The sequence below is a fragment of the Mesobacillus subterraneus genome (assembly GCF_020524355.2).
GTDB lineage: Bacteria > Bacillota > Bacilli > Bacillales > Cytobacillaceae > Mesobacillus > Mesobacillus subterraneus_C.
In genome coordinates this window covers 1,680,164-1,701,997 of the sequence record NZ_CP129019.1, presented here as the reverse complement: position 1 = coordinate 1,701,997, position 21,834 = coordinate 1,680,164, and the positions used below count along the sequence as shown (strand labels likewise).

15 protein-coding genes and 2 pseudogenes are annotated in these 21,834 nt (G+C 39.4%); 5 read left to right on the top strand and 12 right to left on the bottom strand.

All coding sequences use genetic code 11. From position 1 onward, the window contains the following. The first annotated feature begins 214 nt into the window (after nucleotides 1–214). Nucleotides 215–2,333: pseudogene (locus LC048_RS08715) on the top strand (transglycosylase domain-containing protein). Nucleotides 2,334–3,187: 854 nt separating this feature from the next. Here the strand turns inward: LC048_RS08715 and LC048_RS08710 are convergent. The 3 genes from LC048_RS08710 to LC048_RS08700 form a co-directional block, all read right to left on the bottom strand. Then, nucleotides 3,188–3,745, bottom strand: a complete 558-nt coding sequence (locus LC048_RS08710) for a GNAT family N-acetyltransferase (RefSeq protein ID WP_371932054.1) — start codon at nucleotides 3,743–3,745, stop codon at nucleotides 3,188–3,190. A 70-nt stretch (nucleotides 3,746–3,815) separates the two neighbouring features. Further along, nucleotides 3,816–4,760: an ABC transporter permease gene (locus LC048_RS08705; RefSeq protein ID WP_226607461.1), complete on the bottom strand. Its 945-nt coding sequence runs from the start codon at nucleotides 4,758–4,760 to the stop codon at nucleotides 3,816–3,818. After that, complete coding sequence (locus LC048_RS08700; RefSeq protein WP_306049995.1) at nucleotides 4,757–5,698, bottom strand: ABC transporter ATP-binding protein; 942 nt, start codon at nucleotides 5,696–5,698, stop codon at nucleotides 4,757–4,759. The genes LC048_RS08705 and LC048_RS08700 overlap by 4 nt, the downstream gene beginning before the upstream one ends. Before the next feature lie 212 nt (nucleotides 5,699–5,910). Here LC048_RS08700 and LC048_RS08695 point away from each other — a divergent pair, with 212 nt between their 5' ends. After that, nucleotides 5,911–6,063, top strand: coding sequence for a YpzG family protein (locus LC048_RS08695; RefSeq protein WP_215036292.1), 153 nt, complete (start codon nucleotides 5,911–5,913; stop codon nucleotides 6,061–6,063). Between the two features lie 56 nt (nucleotides 6,064–6,119). Here LC048_RS08695 and LC048_RS08690 read toward each other — a convergent pair whose 3' ends face one another. From LC048_RS08690 to LC048_RS08670, 6 genes are all read right to left on the bottom strand, one after another. Beyond that, nucleotides 6,120–6,947 (bottom strand): undecaprenyl-diphosphate phosphatase, encoded by an 828-nt coding sequence (locus LC048_RS08690; RefSeq protein ID WP_226607465.1) that lies wholly within the window; start codon nucleotides 6,945–6,947, stop codon nucleotides 6,120–6,122. A gap of 343 nt (nucleotides 6,948–7,290) precedes the next feature. Next, complete coding sequence (locus tag LC048_RS25005) at nucleotides 7,291–7,626, bottom strand: GtrA family protein (protein WP_371932053.1); 336 nt, start codon at nucleotides 7,624–7,626, stop codon at nucleotides 7,291–7,293. A 91-nt stretch (nucleotides 7,627–7,717) separates the two neighbouring features. Next, nucleotides 7,718–8,752, bottom strand: coding sequence for a glycosyltransferase family 2 protein (locus LC048_RS08685; protein WP_226607467.1), 1,035 nt, complete (start codon nucleotides 8,750–8,752; stop codon nucleotides 7,718–7,720). A gap of 18 nt (nucleotides 8,753–8,770) precedes the next feature. Further along, entirely contained in the window at nucleotides 8,771–10,441 is a 1,671-nt protein-coding gene (locus LC048_RS08680; RefSeq protein ID WP_226607470.1) for a DUF6044 family protein, read from the bottom strand. Nucleotides 10,442–10,537: 96 nt separating this feature from the next. Then, complete coding sequence (locus tag LC048_RS08675) at nucleotides 10,538–11,041, bottom strand: CBO0543 family protein (RefSeq protein ID WP_226607472.1); 504 nt, start codon at nucleotides 11,039–11,041, stop codon at nucleotides 10,538–10,540. A gap of 269 nt (nucleotides 11,042–11,310) precedes the next feature. Next, on the bottom strand, nucleotides 11,311–12,555 hold the full coding sequence (locus LC048_RS08670) for an MFS transporter (protein WP_306049992.1): 1,245 nt from the start codon (nucleotides 12,553–12,555) through the stop codon (nucleotides 11,311–11,313). A gap of 328 nt (nucleotides 12,556–12,883) precedes the next feature. Here LC048_RS08670 and LC048_RS08665 point away from each other — a divergent pair, with 328 nt between their 5' ends. Then, nucleotides 12,884–14,626, top strand: coding sequence for an AAA family ATPase (locus tag LC048_RS08665; protein ID WP_226607475.1), 1,743 nt, complete (start codon nucleotides 12,884–12,886; stop codon nucleotides 14,624–14,626). Between the two features lie 192 nt (nucleotides 14,627–14,818). Here the strand turns inward: LC048_RS08665 and LC048_RS08660 are convergent, their stop codons facing one another. Beyond that, nucleotides 14,819–15,094: a YkvA family protein gene (locus LC048_RS08660; protein WP_226607477.1), complete on the bottom strand. Its 276-nt coding sequence runs from the start codon at nucleotides 15,092–15,094 to the stop codon at nucleotides 14,819–14,821. Between the two features lie 174 nt (nucleotides 15,095–15,268). Beyond that, nucleotides 15,269–16,031: pseudogene (locus LC048_RS08655) on the bottom strand (MerR family transcriptional regulator). A gap of 121 nt (nucleotides 16,032–16,152) precedes the next feature. Here LC048_RS08655 and LC048_RS08650 point away from each other — a divergent pair. Together LC048_RS08650 and LC048_RS08645 are read left to right on the top strand one after the other, a co-directional pair. Then, complete coding sequence (locus LC048_RS08650; RefSeq protein ID WP_226607479.1) at nucleotides 16,153–16,797, top strand: alpha/beta hydrolase; 645 nt, start codon at nucleotides 16,153–16,155, stop codon at nucleotides 16,795–16,797. Between the two features lie 448 nt (nucleotides 16,798–17,245). Further along, nucleotides 17,246–18,520: an IS110 family RNA-guided transposase gene (locus LC048_RS08645; protein ID WP_226607967.1), complete on the top strand. Its 1,275-nt coding sequence runs from the start codon at nucleotides 17,246–17,248 to the stop codon at nucleotides 18,518–18,520. A gap of 1,025 nt (nucleotides 18,521–19,545) precedes the next feature. On the opposite strand, the gene LC048_RS08640 is transcribed toward LC048_RS08645, so the two are convergent. After that, entirely contained in the window at nucleotides 19,546–21,831 is a 2,286-nt protein-coding gene (locus tag LC048_RS08640; RefSeq protein WP_226604279.1) for a helicase C-terminal domain-containing protein, read from the bottom strand. Between the last annotated feature and the right edge of the window lie 3 nt (nucleotides 21,832–21,834).

Here is a 21,834-nt window from a genome sequence, read left to right as displayed (position 1 = left end):
AACCATTTTATTGAATTCACACTTTTTCATGGACTAAATGAGCCTTCCTTGTTTATCATCTCATCGACATTCATGTTTAATTATCATATGAAGCCTGATAACAGGTAAATGGCTTCAACTTTCCTGAAATACTGAAAATCATATATAATGAAAGGTAATTTATAGCTCCACCTAATCACTTACACGGAAAAGCTTCATTAAAAGGAGAAATGGTATGCAATTACTTCAACGAATTTGGGAGGCTGTGGTTCGATTTTGGAAACGCCGCCACTTGACTCAGATCTTGTTATTAATCTTATTAGTCTTCATATTGCTGTCGATTCTTTGGTTCGCCTTCATCGCCAGCAGGGCAAATGTACAAACTCTGAAGGATGGATTGAGCCAGGCAACCTCGATTTATGATCGCAATGGTGATGAAGCAAGCAAGCTTGCTACAAACCGCACCGGGGGGGTATCAATAAATGATATGCCAGAGCATGTCCCAAACGCCGTCATAGCTATAGAGGATGAACGATTCTATGAACATAACGGATTCGACATTAAAGGTATTGCACGTGCATTCTTTGGAAACCTTTTAGCTGGAGGTATTACTGGAGGCGGCAGTACCCTTACCCAGCAGCTGACAAAAAATGCTCTGTTATCTTCAGAGCGGACATACAAACGTAAAGTTGAAGAATTATTTTTAGCAGTCGAGCTTGAAAAGGTGTATGAAAAAGACGAAATCATTGAAATGTACCTAAACCAGGTGTATTTCGGCAGTGGTGCATTTGGAATCAACAATGCCAGTAAAAAATATTTCGCCAAAGATATTCAGGATGTCACTATCAGTGAGGCTGCACTGCTTGCAGGCCCTGCTTAAAGCACCTTCAGCCCTGGATCCTTACAATAATTATGAAGCTGCCATCAAACGCAGAAATGTTGTACTAGCCAAAATGAACGAACTAGGGATGATAACAGATACTGAATATAAACAAGCTAAGTCACAAAAGATTGTATTGGAAGACGGCGGCGGCTCTCTCGCTGACCGCAAATATCCTTCATATGTAGATGCAGTTTTGGATGAAGCAACAAGCAAATATGGCCTTACCCAGGATGAAATCATGACCAGGGGCTATCGAATCTATACTGAACTTGATCAGGACATACAATCTGGTCTGGAAAAAGTTTATCGACAAGATCAGCTTTTCCCAGACCGGGCACGTGATGTTATAGTCCAAAGCGGATCCGTGCTGCTTGATCCTGAAAATGGCGGTGTCCGAGCTTTGATTGGTGGACGAGGCGAAAAAGTGTTCAGAGGGTTTAATCGTGCAACTCACCTCAGGGCTCAGCCTGGTTCGACAATGAAGCCCCTTGCAGTTTACACACCGGCTTTAGAAGAAGGCTATAAGTATGATTCCTTGCTCGTTGACAAGAAGATGTCTTTTAAAAATTATAGTCCGAAAAACTTCTCTGATACTTATCAGGGAGAGGTACCGATGTATGAGGCGGTAGAAAAATCAATAAACATTCCTGCAGTATGGCTTTTGAATGAAATAGGCTTGAAAAAAGGTATTGATGCTGTAAGGAGGTTTGGAATCAATGTCGAAAAAGACGATCAAAACCTGGCACTTGCCCTTGGAGGAATGTACAACGGCGTTTCTCCTCTACAGATGGCCGAGGCTTACTCTGTATTCCCAAATGGCGGGAAACGTCATGATGCCCATGTGATAACAAAAATTGTTGGTCCAACGGGCAAGGTGATAGCAGAACATGATGGATCAACCACACGCGTTACCTCCAAAGCAGTTGCCAATGAGATGACGTCCATGCTATTGAATGTTGTTGAAACAGGCACTGGTAAAGGGACAAATATTGATGGTGTAGATATTGCTGGAAAGACCGGCTCTACTCAGCTGCCTTATGCAGATATCAATGGAACGAAAGACCAATGGTTCGTAGGGTATACACCAAATATTGTCGGCGCAGTTTGGCTGGGATATGATAAAACTGACCGCAAGCATTACCTCTCCGGCAGCAGTTCAAAGGATGTAGTGCCTCTGTTCAGGGCTATCATGGAAGAAACAATGCCCCACATCAAGCAAGAGGATTTCAGGGTACAGTCAATCAACGAAAGGCAGTCTGGTGCCATCGTTGATTATGAAGAAACAGAAAAAGCAATCAGGGAAAAAGCAAATGAACTGGAGCAAGAATTAAAAGAGCGTGCTGGCCAGGTTGAAGAAAAACTCAAAGAAGAAGCTCCAAAATGGAAAAAAGTATTTGAACAAATGCAGGAAGACGCTGGTAAGGTTGGAGATAAAGTGAAAGATAAACTTAGAGAGTGGCAAGGGCAATAAAAGAAATGTGAGCAGCTGGAACTAGCTGCTCACATTTTATTATGCTAACGAAAAGCGCCTTTTGTTATGGTGGTGCGCACCGACTTGATAACCTGTTGACGACACCGATATATCCGAACCAGGCATTACTTCGGATAAAATCACAGGATCTTACTTCCATTTTATCCGAATACCGCATCACTTCAGACAAAGTTACACGCGAACATCGTAGTTTTATCTGAACCTGACACTAGTTCAGACAAAGTTACTCTCGGTCATCGCCATTTTTCCGAACCTGGCATCACTTCAGACAAAGTTACAGGTTTTCATCGCCATTTTGTCTGAACCTGGCATCTCTTCGGACAAAGTTACAGGCTTTCACCTCGGTTTTGTCCGAACCTGGCATCTCTTCGGACAAAGTTACAGGCTTTCACCTCGGTTTTGTCCGAACCTGGCATCTCTTCAGACAAAGTTACAGGCTTTCATCGCCATTTTGTCCGAACCTGGCATCTCTTCAGACAAAGTTACAGGCTTTCACCTCGGTTTTGTCCGAACCTGGCATCTCTTCAGACAAAGTTACAGGCTTTCACCTCGGTTTTGTCTGAACCTCGCATCTCTTCGGACAAAGTTACAGACTTTCACCTCGGTTTTGTCCGAACCTGGCATCTCTTCGGACAAAATTACAAGCATTTACCTCGGTTTTGTCCGAACCCTGCATCACTTCGGACAAATATACAGGCGATCATCTCGGTTTTGTCCGAACCCGGCATCACTTTGGACAAAGTTACTGCCGAACGCCGATGTATTGTCCGAACCTAGCATTACTTCAGACAAAGTTATAAGCAAACACCTTGTTTTTGTACCAACCTGGTGTTTTAGAATATTTTAGAATAAATACAGGTATTCCTTAACTCACCGTCAACTGAAATTGAATCATTCTTTAATATGCCGTCGAGAGAAAAGCCTAATTTTTCCGGGATAGCTTTGCTTTTAATATTCAATGTATCACAGCGAATTTCGATTCTCCGTGCTTTAAGCTCCCTAACAGCAAAGTCTGTGATTCCCTGAACAGCCTCTGTCATATATCCCTGTCTGCTATAGCGAGTATCAATCCAATAACCGATTTCGAATTTTGGGACGTCCCAGTTTATTCTATGTAAACCTGATGAGGCGACAAATTCCCCGGTGTCTTTTTTGAATACAAGCAGCCTCAGGTCTGTGCGATTTAAAAAATTCAAATAGCCTTGTCTGATTACCACTTCTGCTTCTTCAACACTTTGTTCTTTTTGGGCAAATGGCATCCAGGGCTGAAGTTCTTTTAAAGATGCATTGATTGATTCACATGTGACAGCACCATCACCAGCCAGCGGCATCCTGATCAAAAGCCGGTCTGTCTCAAATTCAGTTGGAAAATCCAATAAGATAGGATTCAACATCCCTCTCCCCTTCCAAGCTTCAAATTAAAAAAGAGCGGCCCGGGGACCGCTTATTATTTTATTCTGTTTAAATACTGATATCCCTCTTTTGAAAAAAGAAAAAGGTGAGCATCATAAATACTGCGTAGTACACTGCAAGTATCGAAAGTGATACCGGCAATGTGATATTCTCAAGAATTTTATCCTGAAGAGCATAGACTGTCAAATCCAGATGCGGGAAAATCAATAATTTCGCCCAAGCATACTTGTCAGCAAGCATCAGGATAATTCCACCTAGTGTTGACGAGAAGAAAAGGACAAAAATCCCTATTCCAACTGCAAGAGCCTGGCTTTTAAACAATGTAGACAGCATAAAAGCAATCGTCATTATGATCAGAAGGCTAGGTATGAAGTAAAGCATTTTCAACAAAAATTGTGTACCGACAATTGCCACTTTTCTTCCTTCCAGTGTGAATTCAAAGATCTTCATATTGAAATCACCACTGCCAAATAGAAGCAATCCAATTATATAGCCAGATACAATCAATGTCAGCACAAGTAATAATGCATAAATAATGACAGCTATGTACTTTGACAACAGGATTCGCCATCTTTGATGCGGACGGATTAAAAGCTGCTTGATCGTTCCATCAGAGAACTCTGCCGCAACATTGGCACTGCCGACAATTACTACGAACAAAGTGACCAGTGAACTGACACCTACAACAACATCATTCATAAAATGCCAATTGGTTTTCGCATTCGGATTAATGTCCTGATCCAGGAATTCCTGGGTCTGATCAATTTGGTTTTGAATCATTTTCTTTTCGTCACCAGAAGCAGATGCCATTTGGTTTTCGAGCATCGTAATTTCAGCCTGTGTATCCTGTTTCCAATTGGGGTTCGGGTCTGCACTGAATTTAGAATAAATAATTCCTGCAATTAAAACTGCCAGAACTATAATTATCATATATATCCAGCTTGCCATTTTGCCGAAAATTTTCATCAATTCATTTTGTATTAAAGGAATCATACCATTTGCTCCTTTTTATCTTTATTTGTGATTTCCAAGAAGCGGTCTTCTAGAGTTGCTTTCACATTTAAAATTTCAAAGACATCTATTTCATTTTCAACAAATAGCCTGTTAATCATTGGTATCTGTTCTTTTCGCACAGATAAGGTCAGACGCGAGCCTTTACTGGAAGTCACTTTCACATCAGCCATGTTTTCTGTCAAAAGTTTGGAAGCAAGGACTGGATTCGATAATTCCACTTCTATTGTATTTACCGTTTTAGCCTCCGAGCTTTCATTATCATGCATGGAAGATATATGGATCAGTTTTCCCTTTTCAATAATCGCAAACCTGTCGCACATGAGTTGCATTTCTGACAATAAGTGAGAAGAAACTAATATAGATGTCCCCTGGCTTGCGAGCAAGCGCAAATAATCCCTGAACTCACGGATACCCTGAGGATCCAGTCCGTTTGTTGGTTCATCGAGTATAAGAATAGAAGGCTTATGTAAAATTGCTTGTGCAACCCCCAGACGTTGCCGCATCCCTAAGGAATAGGTACGCACTTTATCATGGATAGCATTTTCAAGACCTACCAGATCAGTCACTTCATTGATCCGCTCTTCAGTAATATCGCTTAAAGCCATACGAGCGTAATGCCTGAGATTTTTATATCCACTAAGGTATTTATAGAATTCCGGATTTTCCACAATTGCTCCTAATTCGTTCATTGCTTCTGTAAATGAATCATCCAAATCATAGCCATTTATCAGGGCGGTGCCGCCAGTACGATTGATAAGACTAACAATCATTCGTATAATTGTTGTTTTCCCTGCACCGTTAGGACCAAGTAGTCCAAATATTTCACCCCGTTCCACTTGAAAACTCACATCATCAACAATTGTTTTTTTACCAATTGTCTTTGTTAACGCTTTTACCTCAAGGGCAAATTGCGACATAGAATCTCCTCATTTCAACATAAAATTTAAATTCCTTTACCTCACAAAGTTTAATACGATGAAAATTGTAAAAAGTTACAAAAAAAGCAAAAAAAGATTTAATTCCTTTGCTCAATTTCTCTAATGTATATTGCTATTTGATATTACAAACGCTATTAGTGATGTTCTTACGAATATCAGACGTTTCAAAAATCCACTCCTGAGGTGATAGTATGAGTTACAAAGATCATTTGGATCCGCACTCAGAACTTTTCCACCACGCTTGGACAAGGCGCAAGCGATTGAATTCTCAAGTGAATGGACAGACACAGGTCACGAAGAACACCATTCTTGCGAGAGGGAACGCGAAAGCCCACCGCTGGTAAAGGATATTTGTAAACGTAAAAAGGAAAAGGCTTTTACTGGCCTTTTCCTTTTCAAATTACAGAAAAATAAAATAAATCACAGCTGCCAATATGATTCGATAAATCGCAAAAGGCACCAATTTAATTTTGTTGATTAACCTCAAAAAGAACTTAATGAATATTAAAGCAAAGACGAACGCGCTGATGAAGCCTACGCTGAAAAATGGCAGTGCATCAATCGTAAAACACTTCCAATTTTTCAACAGGGATATTCCACTGGCACCCAGCATGATAGGAACCGCCATGATGAAAGTGAAATCGGATGCTGCTCGATGGCTCATACCAAGAAGAACTCCTCCGGCAATGGTAGAACCTGATCTTGAGAACCCAGGCCATAATCCGAGACATTGGAACAAACCTACTCCAAATGCTTGTTTAAAGCTGATTTGATCAACATCTTCAGTCTTAAGTTGTTTCGGCTGCAGACGGTCTGCGAGAATTAATAGGAATGCACCGACTACTAAACCGATTATGACTGTTTCTACCGAAAAAAGATGTTCGTCAATATAGTCTTCAAATAAAACACCTGTGAACCCGGCAGGAATCAAACCAACAATTACCTTAGGCAGACTTAACCGGCCTGTGGAATCTCCGATTGAAACCCCTCTTTTAAGAGCTAACAGATTAATGAAACGCTCCTTAAATACAATGACCACTGCTAATATAGATCCTAATTGAATGACTACTTTGAAGGTATTGGCAACTGGTTCTGTGAATAATTGTTTAGAGTGCAATAACAGGTCATCAACAATAATCATATGACCGGTAGATGAAACAGGAGCAAATTCAGTTAAACCTTCTACTAACCCTAGTATAAATGCCACAAATAATTCCCAAATGTTCATGAAGTGGTCTTGCTCCTTTAAAGGTAAATTTAAGTTATTGGTTACTTGCTATGTTATGTAACCTTCCTAAAGAAAAAATTCACACCTATTCATTTTTATCTCTATTTGGACTTTCAGTCAAGAAAAAAAAAGCGCAAGCGCCTCGTTCAGCCGCGACAAGCGCTGGAGGGCCTGACAGTGAAGTCGTCCTTTGACTTCATTGGCAGGACCGAAGCGTCTCGAGGGGCTAGGCGCTGGAGCTGGATAAAGAAACTACTTGTAGTTACCCACACTTAATAAATGTTGTAATTTCCTGGTTAACAATTAAAAAAAGCAGCATCAAGAGCTGCTTTTAATTTGATCCTTAAAAACAAAGGTTTTTTGTCCGATATAGTTCGTGATCGTGTATAGGAGGGCCCCCGAGTAGAATCGCAATATTATCGGAATCTATATAGAAATGCCACACTATTGAGGAGTCGATTGTTCTTGTTATTAAGTGGCTGACAGTGAATGAAAGGAAGTAACATGCCAGGACCACTAAAAAAAATCTTGGTCCCCCAATCTGAAAGGGAACCTTGCTATTAAATGTAAACGTTCGATTCAATAGATAGCTTACAGCAGCCCCTATAGCATTTCCGGTGAACGTCGCATACCAATATAGCCATTCCAATCCATTTTTCAGTATCAGGATAAGTCCCATGCCAACAAAGGTATTGAGTGTACCAACAAACAGGAATTTAAAGAAAGGAGGAAAGTTTGCTAAACCTAAGCCATTTCTTTTTGTCATTTGGTTAGTTATTCTCAGATAGCTTCCAATTTTCAACGATTGACTCATGGTCTGCTCCTTCCATGTTCATCAGTTTTCTGGTTGCTGGCAGATTAAAGAGATCGACATCGATAATATACTTTGGCCTCCGCTTAGTTTCCTTATAGATTTTGCCAATATATTCTCCTACTAGTCCCAGTGCAATTAATTGCAGCCCTCCAATTAGCCAAATCGATGTGATCAACGAAGTCCATCCAAGTTCTGTGTTACCGAACAGCTTCAGGGAAAGGAAGTAAAGACCGAAAACAAGGCTTACAAAAAATGAGAGGCACCCTACAAGCATGACGAATCTTATCGGTGTAACCGAAAAAGAAGTGATTCCGTCAAAGGCAAACGCCAGCATTTTTCTTAATGGATACTTTGTTTCCCCCGCAACCCTTTCCTTCCTTTCATAGTAAACAGAGGTTGAGTTAAAACCGATTAAGGGCACAATCCCTCGGAGAAACATATTGCTTTCAGCAAAATGCTCCAATTCTTCAACCGCCCTCTTGCCCATCAAACGAAAATCAGCATGGTTGAAGACAAGTTTGACTCCAAGCTTATCCATTAGTTTGTAAAAACCTTCTGCAGTAAAACGTTTGAATAATGTGTCACGCTCCCTGCTGCTACGCACACCATAAACAACCTCGTAGCCCTCGTTGAACTTTATGACCATCTCGGTAATGGCGTGAATATCATCCTGCAGATCCGCATCAATGGTTACTATGCAATCAGAAGCCTCTTTGGCTGAAAAAAGTCCGGCAAGCAGAGCATTTTGATGCCCTGCATTTCTCGAGAGCTTTAGACCTTTTACCATTTCGTTGTTCAAACTTGCCTTATAAATCAAGTGCCAAGTCCTATCCATGCTGCCATCATCGACGAATAAGATTTTGCTTTTTTCTGATACCATATAATCGGTGACCAGTTCACTAAGCTTTGTTGTTAACTGATTAATAGTCTCTTCCAAAACTTCTTCCTCATTAAAACAAGGAACGATAATTGTTAAAATCGGCATATTCATTGATTAGCCTCCTCGCTGTTATAGAGCTTCATAGAGGTAAATTTTCCAAGCGCTGTCCTTTGAAGTGAAGACTTTATCTAGCTTCATGTTATTTTCCATTTCGTTTTCAATCGGAACGGAAGAAAAGATAAATCTCCCACCCATTTGTTTGAAGTGCTCTAGATTTAAATCAATATTTTCGATTCTTCTTTTTGTTGTTTTTTTAAACAGATAATGCTTTCCTATTTCATCAGTAAAGAGATAGCAACGTCCGCCCCACTCATCGAAATAAATTCTGATGCGTTTGTTTTTGTCTAGTTCTTTTTCGATAATTTTCCTGAATTGATATTTATAACTCAGAGGATAAAAATTATTGTAGGTGTCCAGTGTGTAAAATCCATTAAATTGTGCTATTGCTGGATGTAATCCTATACTGGCTACACGATAGCTATATTGAGGTTTTCCTATGTGTTTTTTAATTTCATTAAATTGCTCCTCTGCATAAAACTGCCGAACACTCGGCTTTTTGCGATGAACAATCTCTTCATTTGTAAACATCAGTAATATAATTTGTGCAGCCACCAACCAGGGGACAATTTTTCTCAATATTTTATTATCCGAGAGTATCTTCAGGCCAATCGCAAACAACAGGTACAATACTAATGGACGCAAAAAGTGATACCTGGCAAAATTAAATGTATCAAGAAAATGGAATTTCTCCGTTAAAGGTAGCCACCCTTTATAAAACCAAAAGGCATACCAGGCAGATAAAACGAAATTCAGCACAAATAAGAAAACAAATATACGCTCTTTCACCCATTTACTTTGCTTCCAAATAAGAAACAGTGCAGCAAATATGACCGGCAAAATAACAAGGGTATGTACTGTCATTACATGGGTATGTCCAAACAAGTAATTTTTCAAGGTAAGTTTGACAGAATGCCAGAAAGACAGGCGGGCATGAAAATATTCATCCCTGCTATTCGGCTCACCATCGAATAGAAAGGAGTATACCAGTCTGTAATCAGTGATTAAGTAAACAGCGGTCATATAAGCTATTGCTCTGAAGAATCTCCAGTTCCATCCTTTGCCTCGAATAACATCACTAAGCCAGAATAAACCCATTGCACTGAGGAAAAAGAAAAAGCCCAGAACAATACTTGAGTAAAATGGCAAAAGCGTCAGAGCAAAATAATGCAGCCAATTACCCCTTCCATTCCTGATATGCAAAAAAGCCCATAGTGCAAGAGGCATACCCAATGTACTTAGCATCCCCGACGGCCAAAAGGGCGTTAGGGCAAATGCAAGTGCAGACCCGATTCTAATCAGGCTAAGGTCATCATCCTTGATAAAGTGGTCCTTCAAAACTAAGTACATTCCGAGAAAGGCAAAAAATCTGGTGATAGCCTGACTTATTCCATAGGCAATCATCGTCGGAAACCATACATGCAACCAGACAATCAGACTGTACTCGGTTCCAAGTGCATTCCTTGGCAGTCCATTAATGATTTGAGGAATTCTGGATTGTAATGACCCATTAATCTGTCCACTATCGACCAATACCTTGTACCACGCCAAATTTGAGTCAAGATTGTCATGGACCCGAATATGGGCACCGTCTCCTAAAATAAAATAGGGAGATAGAAAGAGTGAAATCACAATGAGTGAAAATATGATGAGTTTTCTCTCTTTATACTGAAAGTAAGACAAATCAAATTACACCTCAAATTTTCATATTTGCTTTAATTAAGATTTACACATATATAGAAACTATTCCCTTAACTGCCAAAACAATCGGGAGTGACTTTAAAAAAGACGGTAGTCAAAGATCATTAAATAAAAAAAGACAAAAAATACGGATAAAATTAGAGCAATCAAAGGATTCCTATAGTGGAGCCTGAGCATGGGATACATCGTGCTGTAGAAAAACACTTCCCAGCCCATAGACCAGCCGTTTGCGAATTTGATAGCTCCTATTTTGAGTCCTATCGCCTCTATAATGACCGACAAAGATATCCACTTTAAGTAGTACCAGAACCTTTTAGTTCTTTCTTCTGGAAAACTCCCGAGGAACAAGACAATCATGCTTGGGTAAAAAATAAACGTATATAGTGTTTCCGTTACGAATAAACTGATAAAATTGTTGTCAAATTCCCACAAGTGTTTGTTTCCGATATAGGAAATATACTCATAGAAACAGCTAAACAAGGCCCAGTAATAAAAAGTCGACAAAAACTCTTTCCACTTTTTCCACTTACCCCTTGCGGTCGCCAATGCGACCCCACTTGCAATTAGAACAGCATGGAACAAGCTTTTCCCTCCCTTTATTACACCTCGTCTTAAATGTTATTGGTAATCCTGTATATTCAATCAAAACTATTTTTTGCCAATCATCCTGTTTTATGTATCATCATGTTACAACATTTGATATCCAGCTCCTCAAAAGAACAAAAAGCACAAGATCCCCAATGGACTAGGTGCTGGATTAAGAAAACTACAAGTTGTTATCCACCCTTAAATAATTTTATAATTTCCTTAAAATAAAAAACTGTACTGGATTTTAAACCAGTACAGCCTTACTATCCCTCTTCTGTTAAATTGTTCTCTGCCTTAAGGATGAACAGATCCTTCTTGGACTGCAGGAATATGATTGAAGTCAGGCCAATAGCCAGAAGCATACCCAGTGCGGCGAATGCGATTGTGACTGTTTGAAGGTTCACTACTTCAGCTAAATAACCTAACAGCAATGTTAAGACGATTTGGACCACTGCCTGAAAGAAGGCAAACGCACTGCTGAATCTGCCCATCAAGTCCACCGGTACATTGTTTTGGAAAAATGTTGTGTAGCCAGTAAACGAGAATGGAGAGAAGAAACCAATGATTATAAAACCAATTACAGCTAGAGGTACCGTGTCTGGAGAAGCAAGATAAAACATTAAGTATCCTGTGACAGACAAAAACGACCCCAATCCCAAGAGCATTTTTATTGAAAGACGATTTGCCAGAGCTGTCACTGCAAATGAACCTACAACATACCCCGCTCCAGTAAGACTTACCAACAATCCGTAACTCTTTTCCGATAAGCCGACAACCTGCTTTATGAAGGTTACCTCCTGAGAATCAAGTGCAAAGGAGATTAATGTTATGAACTGGAAAATCAGGAAAACAACCATAAAACCTGCTGCTGTTTTCCCAAAATTGATTACTGCATGCCAATCCGCTGTAATCATTTTCATCGTAATTCGATCTCTGGATTGTTCATTAGTTCCTCGTTCATCAACATCTGGCAAGAAAGAAATTGCTATCGCACATAGGAAAAAAGTAATTGCATTAATATAGATACTTGTACTTATGCTTCCATACATAATCAGCAGTCCAGACACACTCGGTCCAACCAGCATAGCCCCGGATGTTGCAAACGAAAAAATTGAATTGAAGCGTTTCCTCTTTTCAGGAGGAACAAGCTTCGTTATGTACGTCTCTGAAGTTGGGTCAAAAAATGCCCCAGCTACATTAGTTAAGAACATTATTAGATAAATCGGAACTAGTGAATTGAATACTGGAATGATAACAATAAAGATACCCCTTAGAATATCAATGAGAATCATTAACCTTCTCTTATTGACCCGATCAATTACACTGCCAGCCCATGTATTTGTTAAGAGGATCGCCAGAGGACTGATAATAAATAATCCTGCAATTGCAGCAGCAGAACCCGTCAATTTTAATACTAATATATTTATAGCCACAAAATAAACCCAATTACCAATGTTTGAAATCCCAATTCCCAGAACCAATAGCATGGGATTCTTCCAGCCCTTCAAAAAGACCCCTCCTGAATGCAAGAAATAAATGTCAGAATATTACTTAAGTATTTCTCTTTCCATCCTATCTTTACCTTCCAAAAGTTTCAAGTAGCTTCCGAATTAGAACTTGTATATTTTTCCATTTAAGATAAATGTCACAATTTGTCCACATAAATTTTCCCAACAACATAGACAAAAAACGGCTTTATACCCGTTTTAACAACAATTCTAAACATCATTCCTATTAATTTCATTTATTTACCATCAGGAGTCATACAAATTACCTATTCATAACGTTAGGATATTACTTATAATGGTATTTAGAATTAATTAAGGAGCTGAAACTATGAATTCAAATCCGAAGTTTGTTTCTAAGATCCTTCCGTATTTTGCGGCGTTTATGGTTATAACCACGTTAGCAGCGACATTTGTTGTTCAAAGTACCGATGATAAGGTATCCGTCCCATTTTCTTCACTTGTCAAGTCTATTGAGAACTTAAATGGTGGCGAAGCAACACTTATCGAAAAAATGGATGGAACTCTTGTACTCGAGACACCAGATTCAACATTTGTTTCCCAAGTTCCTCCTGGCAGCCAGATGGTTGAGAAATTAGTAGAGAAATATAATATAAACTATGAATATATGAACAATAGTAAGTATGGCGCATGGATTCTAGGCGGAGTGTTGTTGCTATTGATGGGTACTGCGTTCGTGATCCAGAAGAAAACAGGTGGTATTGGCGCAGGCAATCGAATGAAAAACAGTTTATCAAAGCCTAATCCCCTGCCTACCATTACCTTAGCAGATGTAGGTGGATTGCAAGAAGAAATGAAAGAGGAAATCATCCAGACTCTTTCAATCTTGAAAAATCCAGATAAATCATCAAAGATGGGCATTAAGCCTCCAAAGGGGATTCTGTTATACGGACCTCCAGGCACTGGTAAAACATTACTTGCTCAAGCTATTGCCCGTGAATTGAATGCCAATTTCTTCTCAGCGAGCGGATCTGCATTTAATGAAATGTTCATCGGTGTAGGTGCATCTCGTGTCCGAAGCCTATTTCAAAGTGCCCGTAAGCAAGGTCCGGCTGTGATTTTCATCGATGAAGTCGATGCTCTTGCAGGCAAGCGGAAGCCTCATGGCGGTGAAGAGGGTGAAAAGACACTAACAGAGCTTCTTGTTCAGCTTGACGGTGGACATTCCAACGATGGCATTCTATTCATTGCTGCAACAAACAGAAAAGACATGCTTGATGATGCTTTCCTGCGCCCTGGCCGTATCGATTTCTCATTTAACGTCCCTCTTCCTGATACGAAAGGTAGAAGAGAAATCATCGATATCCATATTAAAGGTAAAAACCTTTCTGACAATGTTGTCGCATCATTAGATGACCTGGCAGAAAGTACTTCTGGATTCTCAGGCGCAGAGCTGCATTCATTGTTTGAAACTGCAAGTAGACGGGCGTTAAGGAATGGGCAGGATTTCATTTCGAAGAGTGATATCGATTATGCTCTAGACCGAACAATACTCGGAAGCACGTCCCGCACGCTTCAGGATACCAACACAAAGCGCAGGGTAGCAATCCATGAGGCAGGACATGCTCTTGTATCAGCAGTCACTAAACCTGGTTCAGTCCGTAAAGCAACGATTATTCCTCGGGGACAGGCACTAGGTTATGTGGCTCCAATTCCAAAAGAGCTTCACTTGTCCACTCACAGCGATTTGATTGACCGGATTGCCATGATTCTTGCTGGTGGTGTCGCTGAGAGGATGATTCTAGGTGAGCACAGTATCGGGGTAAGCGGTGATGTCCAACAAGCTAAACAAATCATTGAACAAATGGTTGACACCGGTTTGCTTCAGGAAGGTTTCTCACTTACTTTTAGCAAAGGGTTAAAGGAAACAAAAATGCAAGAGCTTTTCGATGACGCTCTAGAAAAGTCCGAAATAATCATAAATGCCCACCAGACTCAATTCGAACGACTAGTAGATGAATTGCTAAAGAAAGAAACACTTGAAGGTTCCGAAGTAGATTCAATTGTACAGGATAAGACAGGTTTTCTTGAAGACCAATATATAATGGCATAATAAGAAAAGCCGCCCAATGAAGTCAAAGGGCGACTTCACCGGTCGGCCCTCCAGCGCTTGTCGGGGCTGCCCATTCAGTAAAAAAAGGCTTTCCGTGGAAAGCCTTTTTACTTATTGTATTATCTCAAAAATCATGACTCATAGGAACTTTACCGTGATTATTCTACTCATCCACTTTTCCATCGCTTCATATTATTCCAGCTTGTGCTTTTCCTTTAACTCAGACGGAGCCATTTTTATAATTTGCTGAAAAATGATTAGCAGCACACCTACATCATCAACAACACCTATCAAGGTAAGGAAGTCGGGGATGATATCGAATGGCAACAGAAAATACCCTATGATCAGTCCAACTGAAATTATTTTTTGCTTTACTGGAACCATTTTAGAGGTAAAAAACTCTATTAAAAAGGGGAAGAACCTCTTCACTTTAAATACAAGCCTAATTCTTTTGAAAAACTTTTTCATAACAAACCTCCTTCGTACTAGTAATACCCTCATTCACCTTTTAAAGATTCGTAAAACACTATAAAAGAAGAAACGAGCTTTATCTATATACGGTGGCAGTGGAGATATGTTTCATTATGACAATAAAAAAACAACCAATGTCAATTGGCTGCTTTCCGAACTTGATAAATTGATTTATTTTTCTTGCTGATCACAATAATAATGAATAGCTTCTTTAAAGAATGCAGATAGTCCTTGTTGGTATTTATCTATATTTTTTGTAAACCGTGGATCATTGACATATAAATCCCCTAGACCGCGAAATATTTCCAGCGTGCAATCATAATAATGATCTGTAATCAACTGACGCCAATCTGCTACTGCACGCTGTACCCCCCGGTTCTTCTGGGCCCTGGTCCATTCCGGCCATGATCCGTTTATAAATTTCATCTGTCTTATTCTGGATTCTTTGCCAGTCTTCAGAAGAATATCCCGCGGTCCTCCTTTCTACTTTTTCGACACTCTCTTTACCGTATCTTTCCTTTGCTTCCTGACTATATTTCTTCTGATGTTCTTCGATTTCCTTCATATCAAAACCTTTGAACATATCCTTATTACCCATCTGATACCCTCCTTCTATTGAATTAATTGTCATTTCTACTGTCCGAATGATCTTTTAAAGGCGCATTTTTTTTGTTAAAAGCAATTCTTTATGCTTTTTAAGATTTTCTTTGCGGTTGAACTCTGGCCCATCAATGAAATCCTTGATTTCATGAAGAGAAAAATCCATTTCCTTGAAAACTAAGATTTGTTGAAGGCGCTCCAGATTTTCGTTTGAATAAAGTCGGTATCCAGCCGGAGAAACCTTCTCTGGTTTGAGCAAACCAATACGATCATAATGATGCAGAGTACGTACACTTACTCCAGATATCTCCGCAACTTCTTTTACTTTATACATCTCGATCACCTCCACATTTAAAGCGTAAACTATGACACAGCGTCAGTGTCAAATATATTTTTCTAAACTCAAATTCTGAAAATTCATGTATAATAAAGAAAACTTTTAAGGAGTCATGAAAATGTACACTTTTATTAAAGATACCGCCGCTGGTTACAACAGCCAGCCCGTACCATACCAGTTGATCAAACAAAATAAGCAAGCATATGCCCTCGCAGTCATGCTGCCTGGAAGAGGGTATACTGTCCAGGGTCCACTATTCCATTATTCAACCGGACTTTTCTTAAATGAAGGTTTTGATGTCCTTCATATTAATTATGATTATAATACTGATCAATCGGAAGCTTTAACCTTAGAGGAAGAAATAAAACAAATCACACAAGATGTAAACTCTGTACTTGATCAAATTCTTAATGAACTGCGATACAAAGATTATACATTGATTGGGAAATCGCTAGGAACCATTGCATTGTCTTCACTAATTAATACTATGGATTTTAAGGATGCCAAGATCGTCTGGCTTACCCCGCTCCTTCAGTTGGATTTTGTTATGGATAAGATGCTTTCATCATCGCAAAATGGTCTTTGCATCATAGGTGATCAAGATCCATGTTTTATATCTGAAAGATTCGATAAACTTAGACAAAAGGCAAATATGCAGACACTTTTATTGCCTGGAACTGAACATGCTCTCAACTACGCAGATCGACCAGTTGATTCAATCGATGTACTGAAAAAGGTAATAACTGAAATTAGCAACTTTTAATGAAATGGTTATCATTTATTTAAATTTCTCAAATGGAATTTCTTTCTGATATCCCATTTTGTTTGTGTTCAGCAGAAATCAATTTCAGTAATAGACGTACACCCCTTTGATGCCGTTCTTATTCCTTAAACTGAAGTTTCGCCAATTTGACTTTAAATCTCCAAAAAACCTGTAAAACAAGAAACACCCTGTATAAGCATAACGGGTTTACTTGTGAGGTGCAAAACGGCAAATCAAAGACAAAATCAGATATTAATTCGCACCGATTCCACCACACTATTCACAATACAAAAAGGCTAAGCCTTTTTTCATATTATCTTATTGTGCTAAAGCACCCAATAGAATTCCTGTAGAGAGCTAATTCTCAACTTTGAAAAAAATAAGGTTCCTCAGTAAGATATGAGTATAGACACCACTCTAACTCAAAACCCTAGGAGGAACCCTTACTATGAAGTTTAAAATGCAGGACAAACAAAATCAACTAATAGAAAGAATTTCAGATAGCCACCTTGTGGTTGGTGTGGATATTGCACAAGAATTACACGTAGCTAGAGCTGTGAATTTCCGTGGAATAATAGTCGGAGATCCAATTACATTTGAAAATAATGAAGAAGGTTTTGCTAAATTACTAGAGTGGATAAACCAGTTAAAAACCTTAAGAGGATTTGCTTCCACTATCGTTGGTATGGAACCTACAGGACATTACTGGATTAACCTTTCAAAATGGCTTTATGACCAAGACATTGAAGCAGTAACTGTTAACCCTCATCTCGTCAAAAAGAATAAAGAAAACCGTGATAATAGCCGATCGAAAAGTGATAAAAAAGATGCTCTCGTCATCGCTGATATGGTCAAGAATGGTTATTATTCCTTTATTCATCATAGTTCTGAGACCTTTGAAAAACTAAGAGTTTTAATGTCTAACCGTGATATGACGGTTAAGAGACTTGTTAGTGCCATCAATCAAATCAACCGTTGGGTCGATATTGTTTTTCCAGAACTTCGACAGGTATTCAAAGATGTTAAAGGCAAAGGAGCTATGGCGACTCTTCGCCTATTCCCGACACCACTTGAACTTCGCTCAATGAAAGCAGTTGATATCGTTGAAGGCTGGAAATCCCAAATGAAAAGACAACCTGGGATAAAAAAAGCACAAGCGTTAATTGAATTAGCTGTGCATTCAGTCGGCACTCGACAAGCACTCGATGCTTATAAACTACACTTGGAACAGTTAATTGAAGAGTTTGATTTAGCCACTGTGCAACTTGAACGAGTTGAACAAGAAGTCACTTCCCTACTTAAACAAATTCCTTTCGCAAGAAAGTTGCTTGCCATCAAAGGAATTAGTGAAATTGCAATTGCAGGCATTCTTGGAGAATCAGGTGACCTCAGTGGTTTTGCGCATGGTAATTCTCTATTGCGCCATGCTGGATTACATCTTTCAGAGGCCAGTTCAGGTAAATGGAAAGGACAAATTGTCCTTTCTAAGCGTGGCAGATCTCGTTTACGGCGGTTTTTGTATTTAGCGACAATGAGTCTTGTCATGAACAACCCTGATTTTAAAGAGCTGCACGCCAATAATGTTAATGTGAAGAAGATGAAGAAAATGAAATCAATAATGAAATTAATCCATAAACTCGCCAGAGTATTAGTAGGAATGGCCAGAAAGAATGATTCTTATCGTTCCGAGAAGATCCAATCGATTTCACCAATAGCTGCCTAACGTTTAGTTGATAATTAAAGAAACACTTTAGATTTAATACCTTTCGAATACTGACTTATTCGCAGGACTCAAAGAAAGTACGAGTACCGGATTTATTGAACAAAAGGGCTCCGACCCGTTCCTATAGAAAGACCGGCCTCTACCACTTGGATAGGTGTAACGAAGGAATGAGAGGGCATTTGACCCGTTGAGACATGGGAGTGAAAACCTCCAAGGGTAGCGTGGAGAAAACGTGCATTATATGGAAATCATTGGATTTAGCATTAAATCCTTTATTAAAGTACGCCTTCTTGTAGCCATAATGTTCAAACTCATTCAATCAATCCCCTACTATTCTTTCAAGTGATTTGAAATCCTGCGAATAAGTGAGTATTCGAGAGATAATCGTATCTAACTGAGGGAGTTCAATTAGCGGTCTGTGGTTATTCAAGAATACTTTTTCTGCCACGCACAGCCCGGTCACTGTTAAGGGAAGCAGCGGCGAGTTGATAAGCGGAGAAATTCCCCTTAATTTCGTAAAAGCTTTAAAAATAGCTCAAATAGCCGGAGAAAATCCGACTATCGACTCAAAAAAAAAGGCAAATGGACAATTTTGAACCATTTAATCGGAAATTCTCCGCTTATTTTCACCCAACGGAGCCATATTCTTCACTCTAACCGGAGAATCTCCGGTTATTTTAAGTCTTGTTGGGACCTCAAATTTGCCTTCACTAACCTGTCTCGATACTTTAAGTACATTATTTCACAAGGTCTTCGATCGTCTTATTACAATTTTAACTTAAATATCCAAACACCTTCACAATTACCATAACATCCACTTACCAAATCACTACAAAATCACATACCCACCAATAATTATTTCCGTCCATGTGAAATGACTTGTGAATGGTTAAATTACAAAAATACATTGATATAACACGAAAAATCGCACGGTGAATTTCAATGTGAAAATCCGTGCGATTTGCTATGTGTTTTACTTGTTTGCACCTCTGAAGTAAACCCGTTAGTATAAGCAGGGTGTTTCTTTAAAAAATCGTATAGCCCTTCCATATATCGGGCAACAGATTTTGATATTTATGCTGTAAATACCGGTCATCAATCAAAACAATCGTGCCAGTATCCTTTTCTGACCGTATGAGTCTGCCACCAGCCTGGAGCACTTTGTTCATACCTGGATAAACATAGGCGTAATCATAGCCATTTTTACCTGTAAGGGAAAAATGCTGCTTGATTAAATCACGTTCAAACCCTATCTGTGGCAGACCCACACCCACGACAATTACCCCATTCAGGCGATCACCCTTTAAATCCACTCCTTCTGAAAAAACACCTCCTAGGACAGCAAAACCCACAAGGGAACCCGATCTACCTGGTTTGAAGGATTCCAGAAATTCTTCACGTTGGACATCTGTCATTCCTGCACCCTGAACGATTGTTGGTATACCGGGATTGCCATGGTTCCATTCTTCTAACACTGAATTAAGATACAAATAGGACGGAAAGAATATTAAGTAGTTGCCTGGCTTCTCCTCAATGGTTTCAGACAATGTTTTTACTATTGGCTTAATGGAGTCATCTCTATCTTTAAATCTTGTGGATAAAGATTGAATTTTTATTTGCGATTGTTTACTCGAAAAAGGAGAAGGAATACCAAGAACATAATCCTCCTTTTCCCCGCCCAACATATCCATATAATAACCGATTGGACTCAACGTCGCCGAAAAGTAGATACGGGATTTGAAATTCTTACCTGCGTATTTAATTAGATAGGAGGGGTCAAGGCAAAATTGCTTTAATTTAACCTCATTCCTCCCAACCTCTGCATATAAAATGAACCTTTCATCAAATAGCTTGCTAATTCTTTGCCAGTTCTGCGCCGCGAAATAGGCTTCAAGCAATACATCCGAATTCCCCGGACTCTCTCTGAGCAATTCTTTTTCAGCATGGTCAATAAATTCCAACACCAACTGATTAAACTCTCCCAGTGGTTCCTTAAACTCAACCGTTTTAGACGGTTCAGCTTGTTTCCTTATATTGATAAAGTAGTCATTTACCTGCTTTGTAATCTCATAAATTCCTTTACTTCTCCCTCTATACTCCCTTTTAAGCTGCAAGAATGGTGCTTTTTCCAAGGTGGATGAAAACATCTCCCTGCCTCTGTCAACCAGGTTGTGAGCCTCGTCAACAAGAAGGACAGTTTCCTTTTTATGGTCATCAATCAAACGCTTTAACGAAACTTTTGGGTCAAATATATAATTATAATCACAAATAACTGTGTCAGCCGCGTATGCAAGGTCCAGTGAAAATTCGAATGGGCAGACGCTATGCTTGTAGGCGTATTTTTCAATACAAAGCCTGTCTAAAGTGTTTTCATTATGCAATATATCGAGTACTGCTTCGTTTATTCTGTCATAATAGCCGTCCGCAAACTCACAATGCTCATTGTTGCAAATCCCTTGTTCAGTAAAGCAGACTTTGTCCTTTGCTGTTATACTTACAACCTTCATGTGAAGGCCATTGGCGAATAGTTGACTGAACGCCTCCTCTGCTGTTTGCCTCGTAGTTGTTTTGGCAGTCAGGTAAAAAAGCTTTCGCAAGTGTCCCTCACCGATTGCTTTGACAGAAGGAAAAATCGTTGAAATGGTTTTCCCGATGCCTGTAGGAGCGTTAGCAAAAATCGTCTTACCCTCCTGGATGGTTTTGTATACCGAACCAGCAAGCTGTCTCTGACCAATACGGTATTGATCAAAAGGAAATTTTAACTCTTTAATGCTTTGGTCCCTCTTCAACTCATTCTCTAGTCGCAACCTAGCATAAGGCGCAAATGCAGAGACCATGTTCATCATGACTTTCTTTAACTCACCATAAGTCCTAGTTCTAATAAACCTTTTTATATCACCAGAAGTTTTCTGCACATAAGTTAGTTGAATATTGATAATGTCTAGGTTTTGGTCCTTCATGTACATATATCCATAACACTCGGCCTGGGCCCAGTGGGCAAGATTCGTCTCCTCATCGATAAGGTCAAGGTTCAAAGAGGTTGACTTGATTTCATCTATGGTAGTACTGTCCCCATTTACAAGAAGCCCGTCACATCGGCCCTCAATGTTAAAAATAAGGCCTTCATACTTTATTTCAGTTTTTAAAAACACTTCACTTTGATCGTGTTCACTATATGTTTTCTGGACTTCACGATGAATCCGTGAGCCTTCGGTAAAAGAAGAGGTTGTCCTGAACCCAGATACAATACTCCCACTTTTATAAACATACTCAGCTAAAGTTCTTACTGGTATCCTGACTTGATTCTCCATCTG

Coding starts and splice junctions, on each gene's coding strand:
- LC048_RS08705 (WP_226607461.1), bottom strand. CDS start 4,760: ATGATTCCTTTAATACAAAATGAATTGATGAAAATTTTCGGCAAAATG.
- LC048_RS08700 (WP_306049995.1), bottom strand. CDS start 5,698: ATGTCGCAATTTGCCCTTGAGGTAAAAGCGTTAACAAAGACAATTGGT.
- LC048_RS08695 (WP_215036292.1), top strand. CDS start 5,911: ATGAGTTACAAAGATCATTTGGATCCGCACTCAGAACTTTTCCACCAC.
- LC048_RS08690 (WP_226607465.1), bottom strand. CDS start 6,947: ATGAACATTTGGGAATTATTTGTGGCATTTATACTAGGGTTAGTAGAA.
- LC048_RS25005 (WP_371932053.1), bottom strand. CDS start 7,626: ATGGGACTTATCCTGATACTGAAAAATGGATTGGAATGGCTATATTGG.
- LC048_RS08685 (WP_226607467.1), bottom strand. CDS start 8,752: ATGAATATGCCGATTTTAACAATTATCGTTCCTTGTTTTAATGAGGAA.
- LC048_RS08665 (WP_226607475.1), top strand. CDS start 12,884: ATGAATTCAAATCCGAAGTTTGTTTCTAAGATCCTTCCGTATTTTGCG.
- LC048_RS08660 (WP_226607477.1), bottom strand. CDS start 15,094: ATGAAAAAGTTTTTCAAAAGAATTAGGCTTGTATTTAAAGTGAAGAGG.
- LC048_RS08650 (WP_226607479.1), top strand. CDS start 16,153: ATGTACACTTTTATTAAAGATACCGCCGCTGGTTACAACAGCCAGCCC.
- LC048_RS08645 (WP_226607967.1), top strand. CDS start 17,246: ATGAAGTTTAAAATGCAGGACAAACAAAATCAACTAATAGAAAGAATT.
- LC048_RS08640 (WP_226604279.1), bottom strand. CDS start 21,831: ATGGAGAATCAAGTCAGGATACCAGTAAGAACTTTAGCTGAGTATGTT.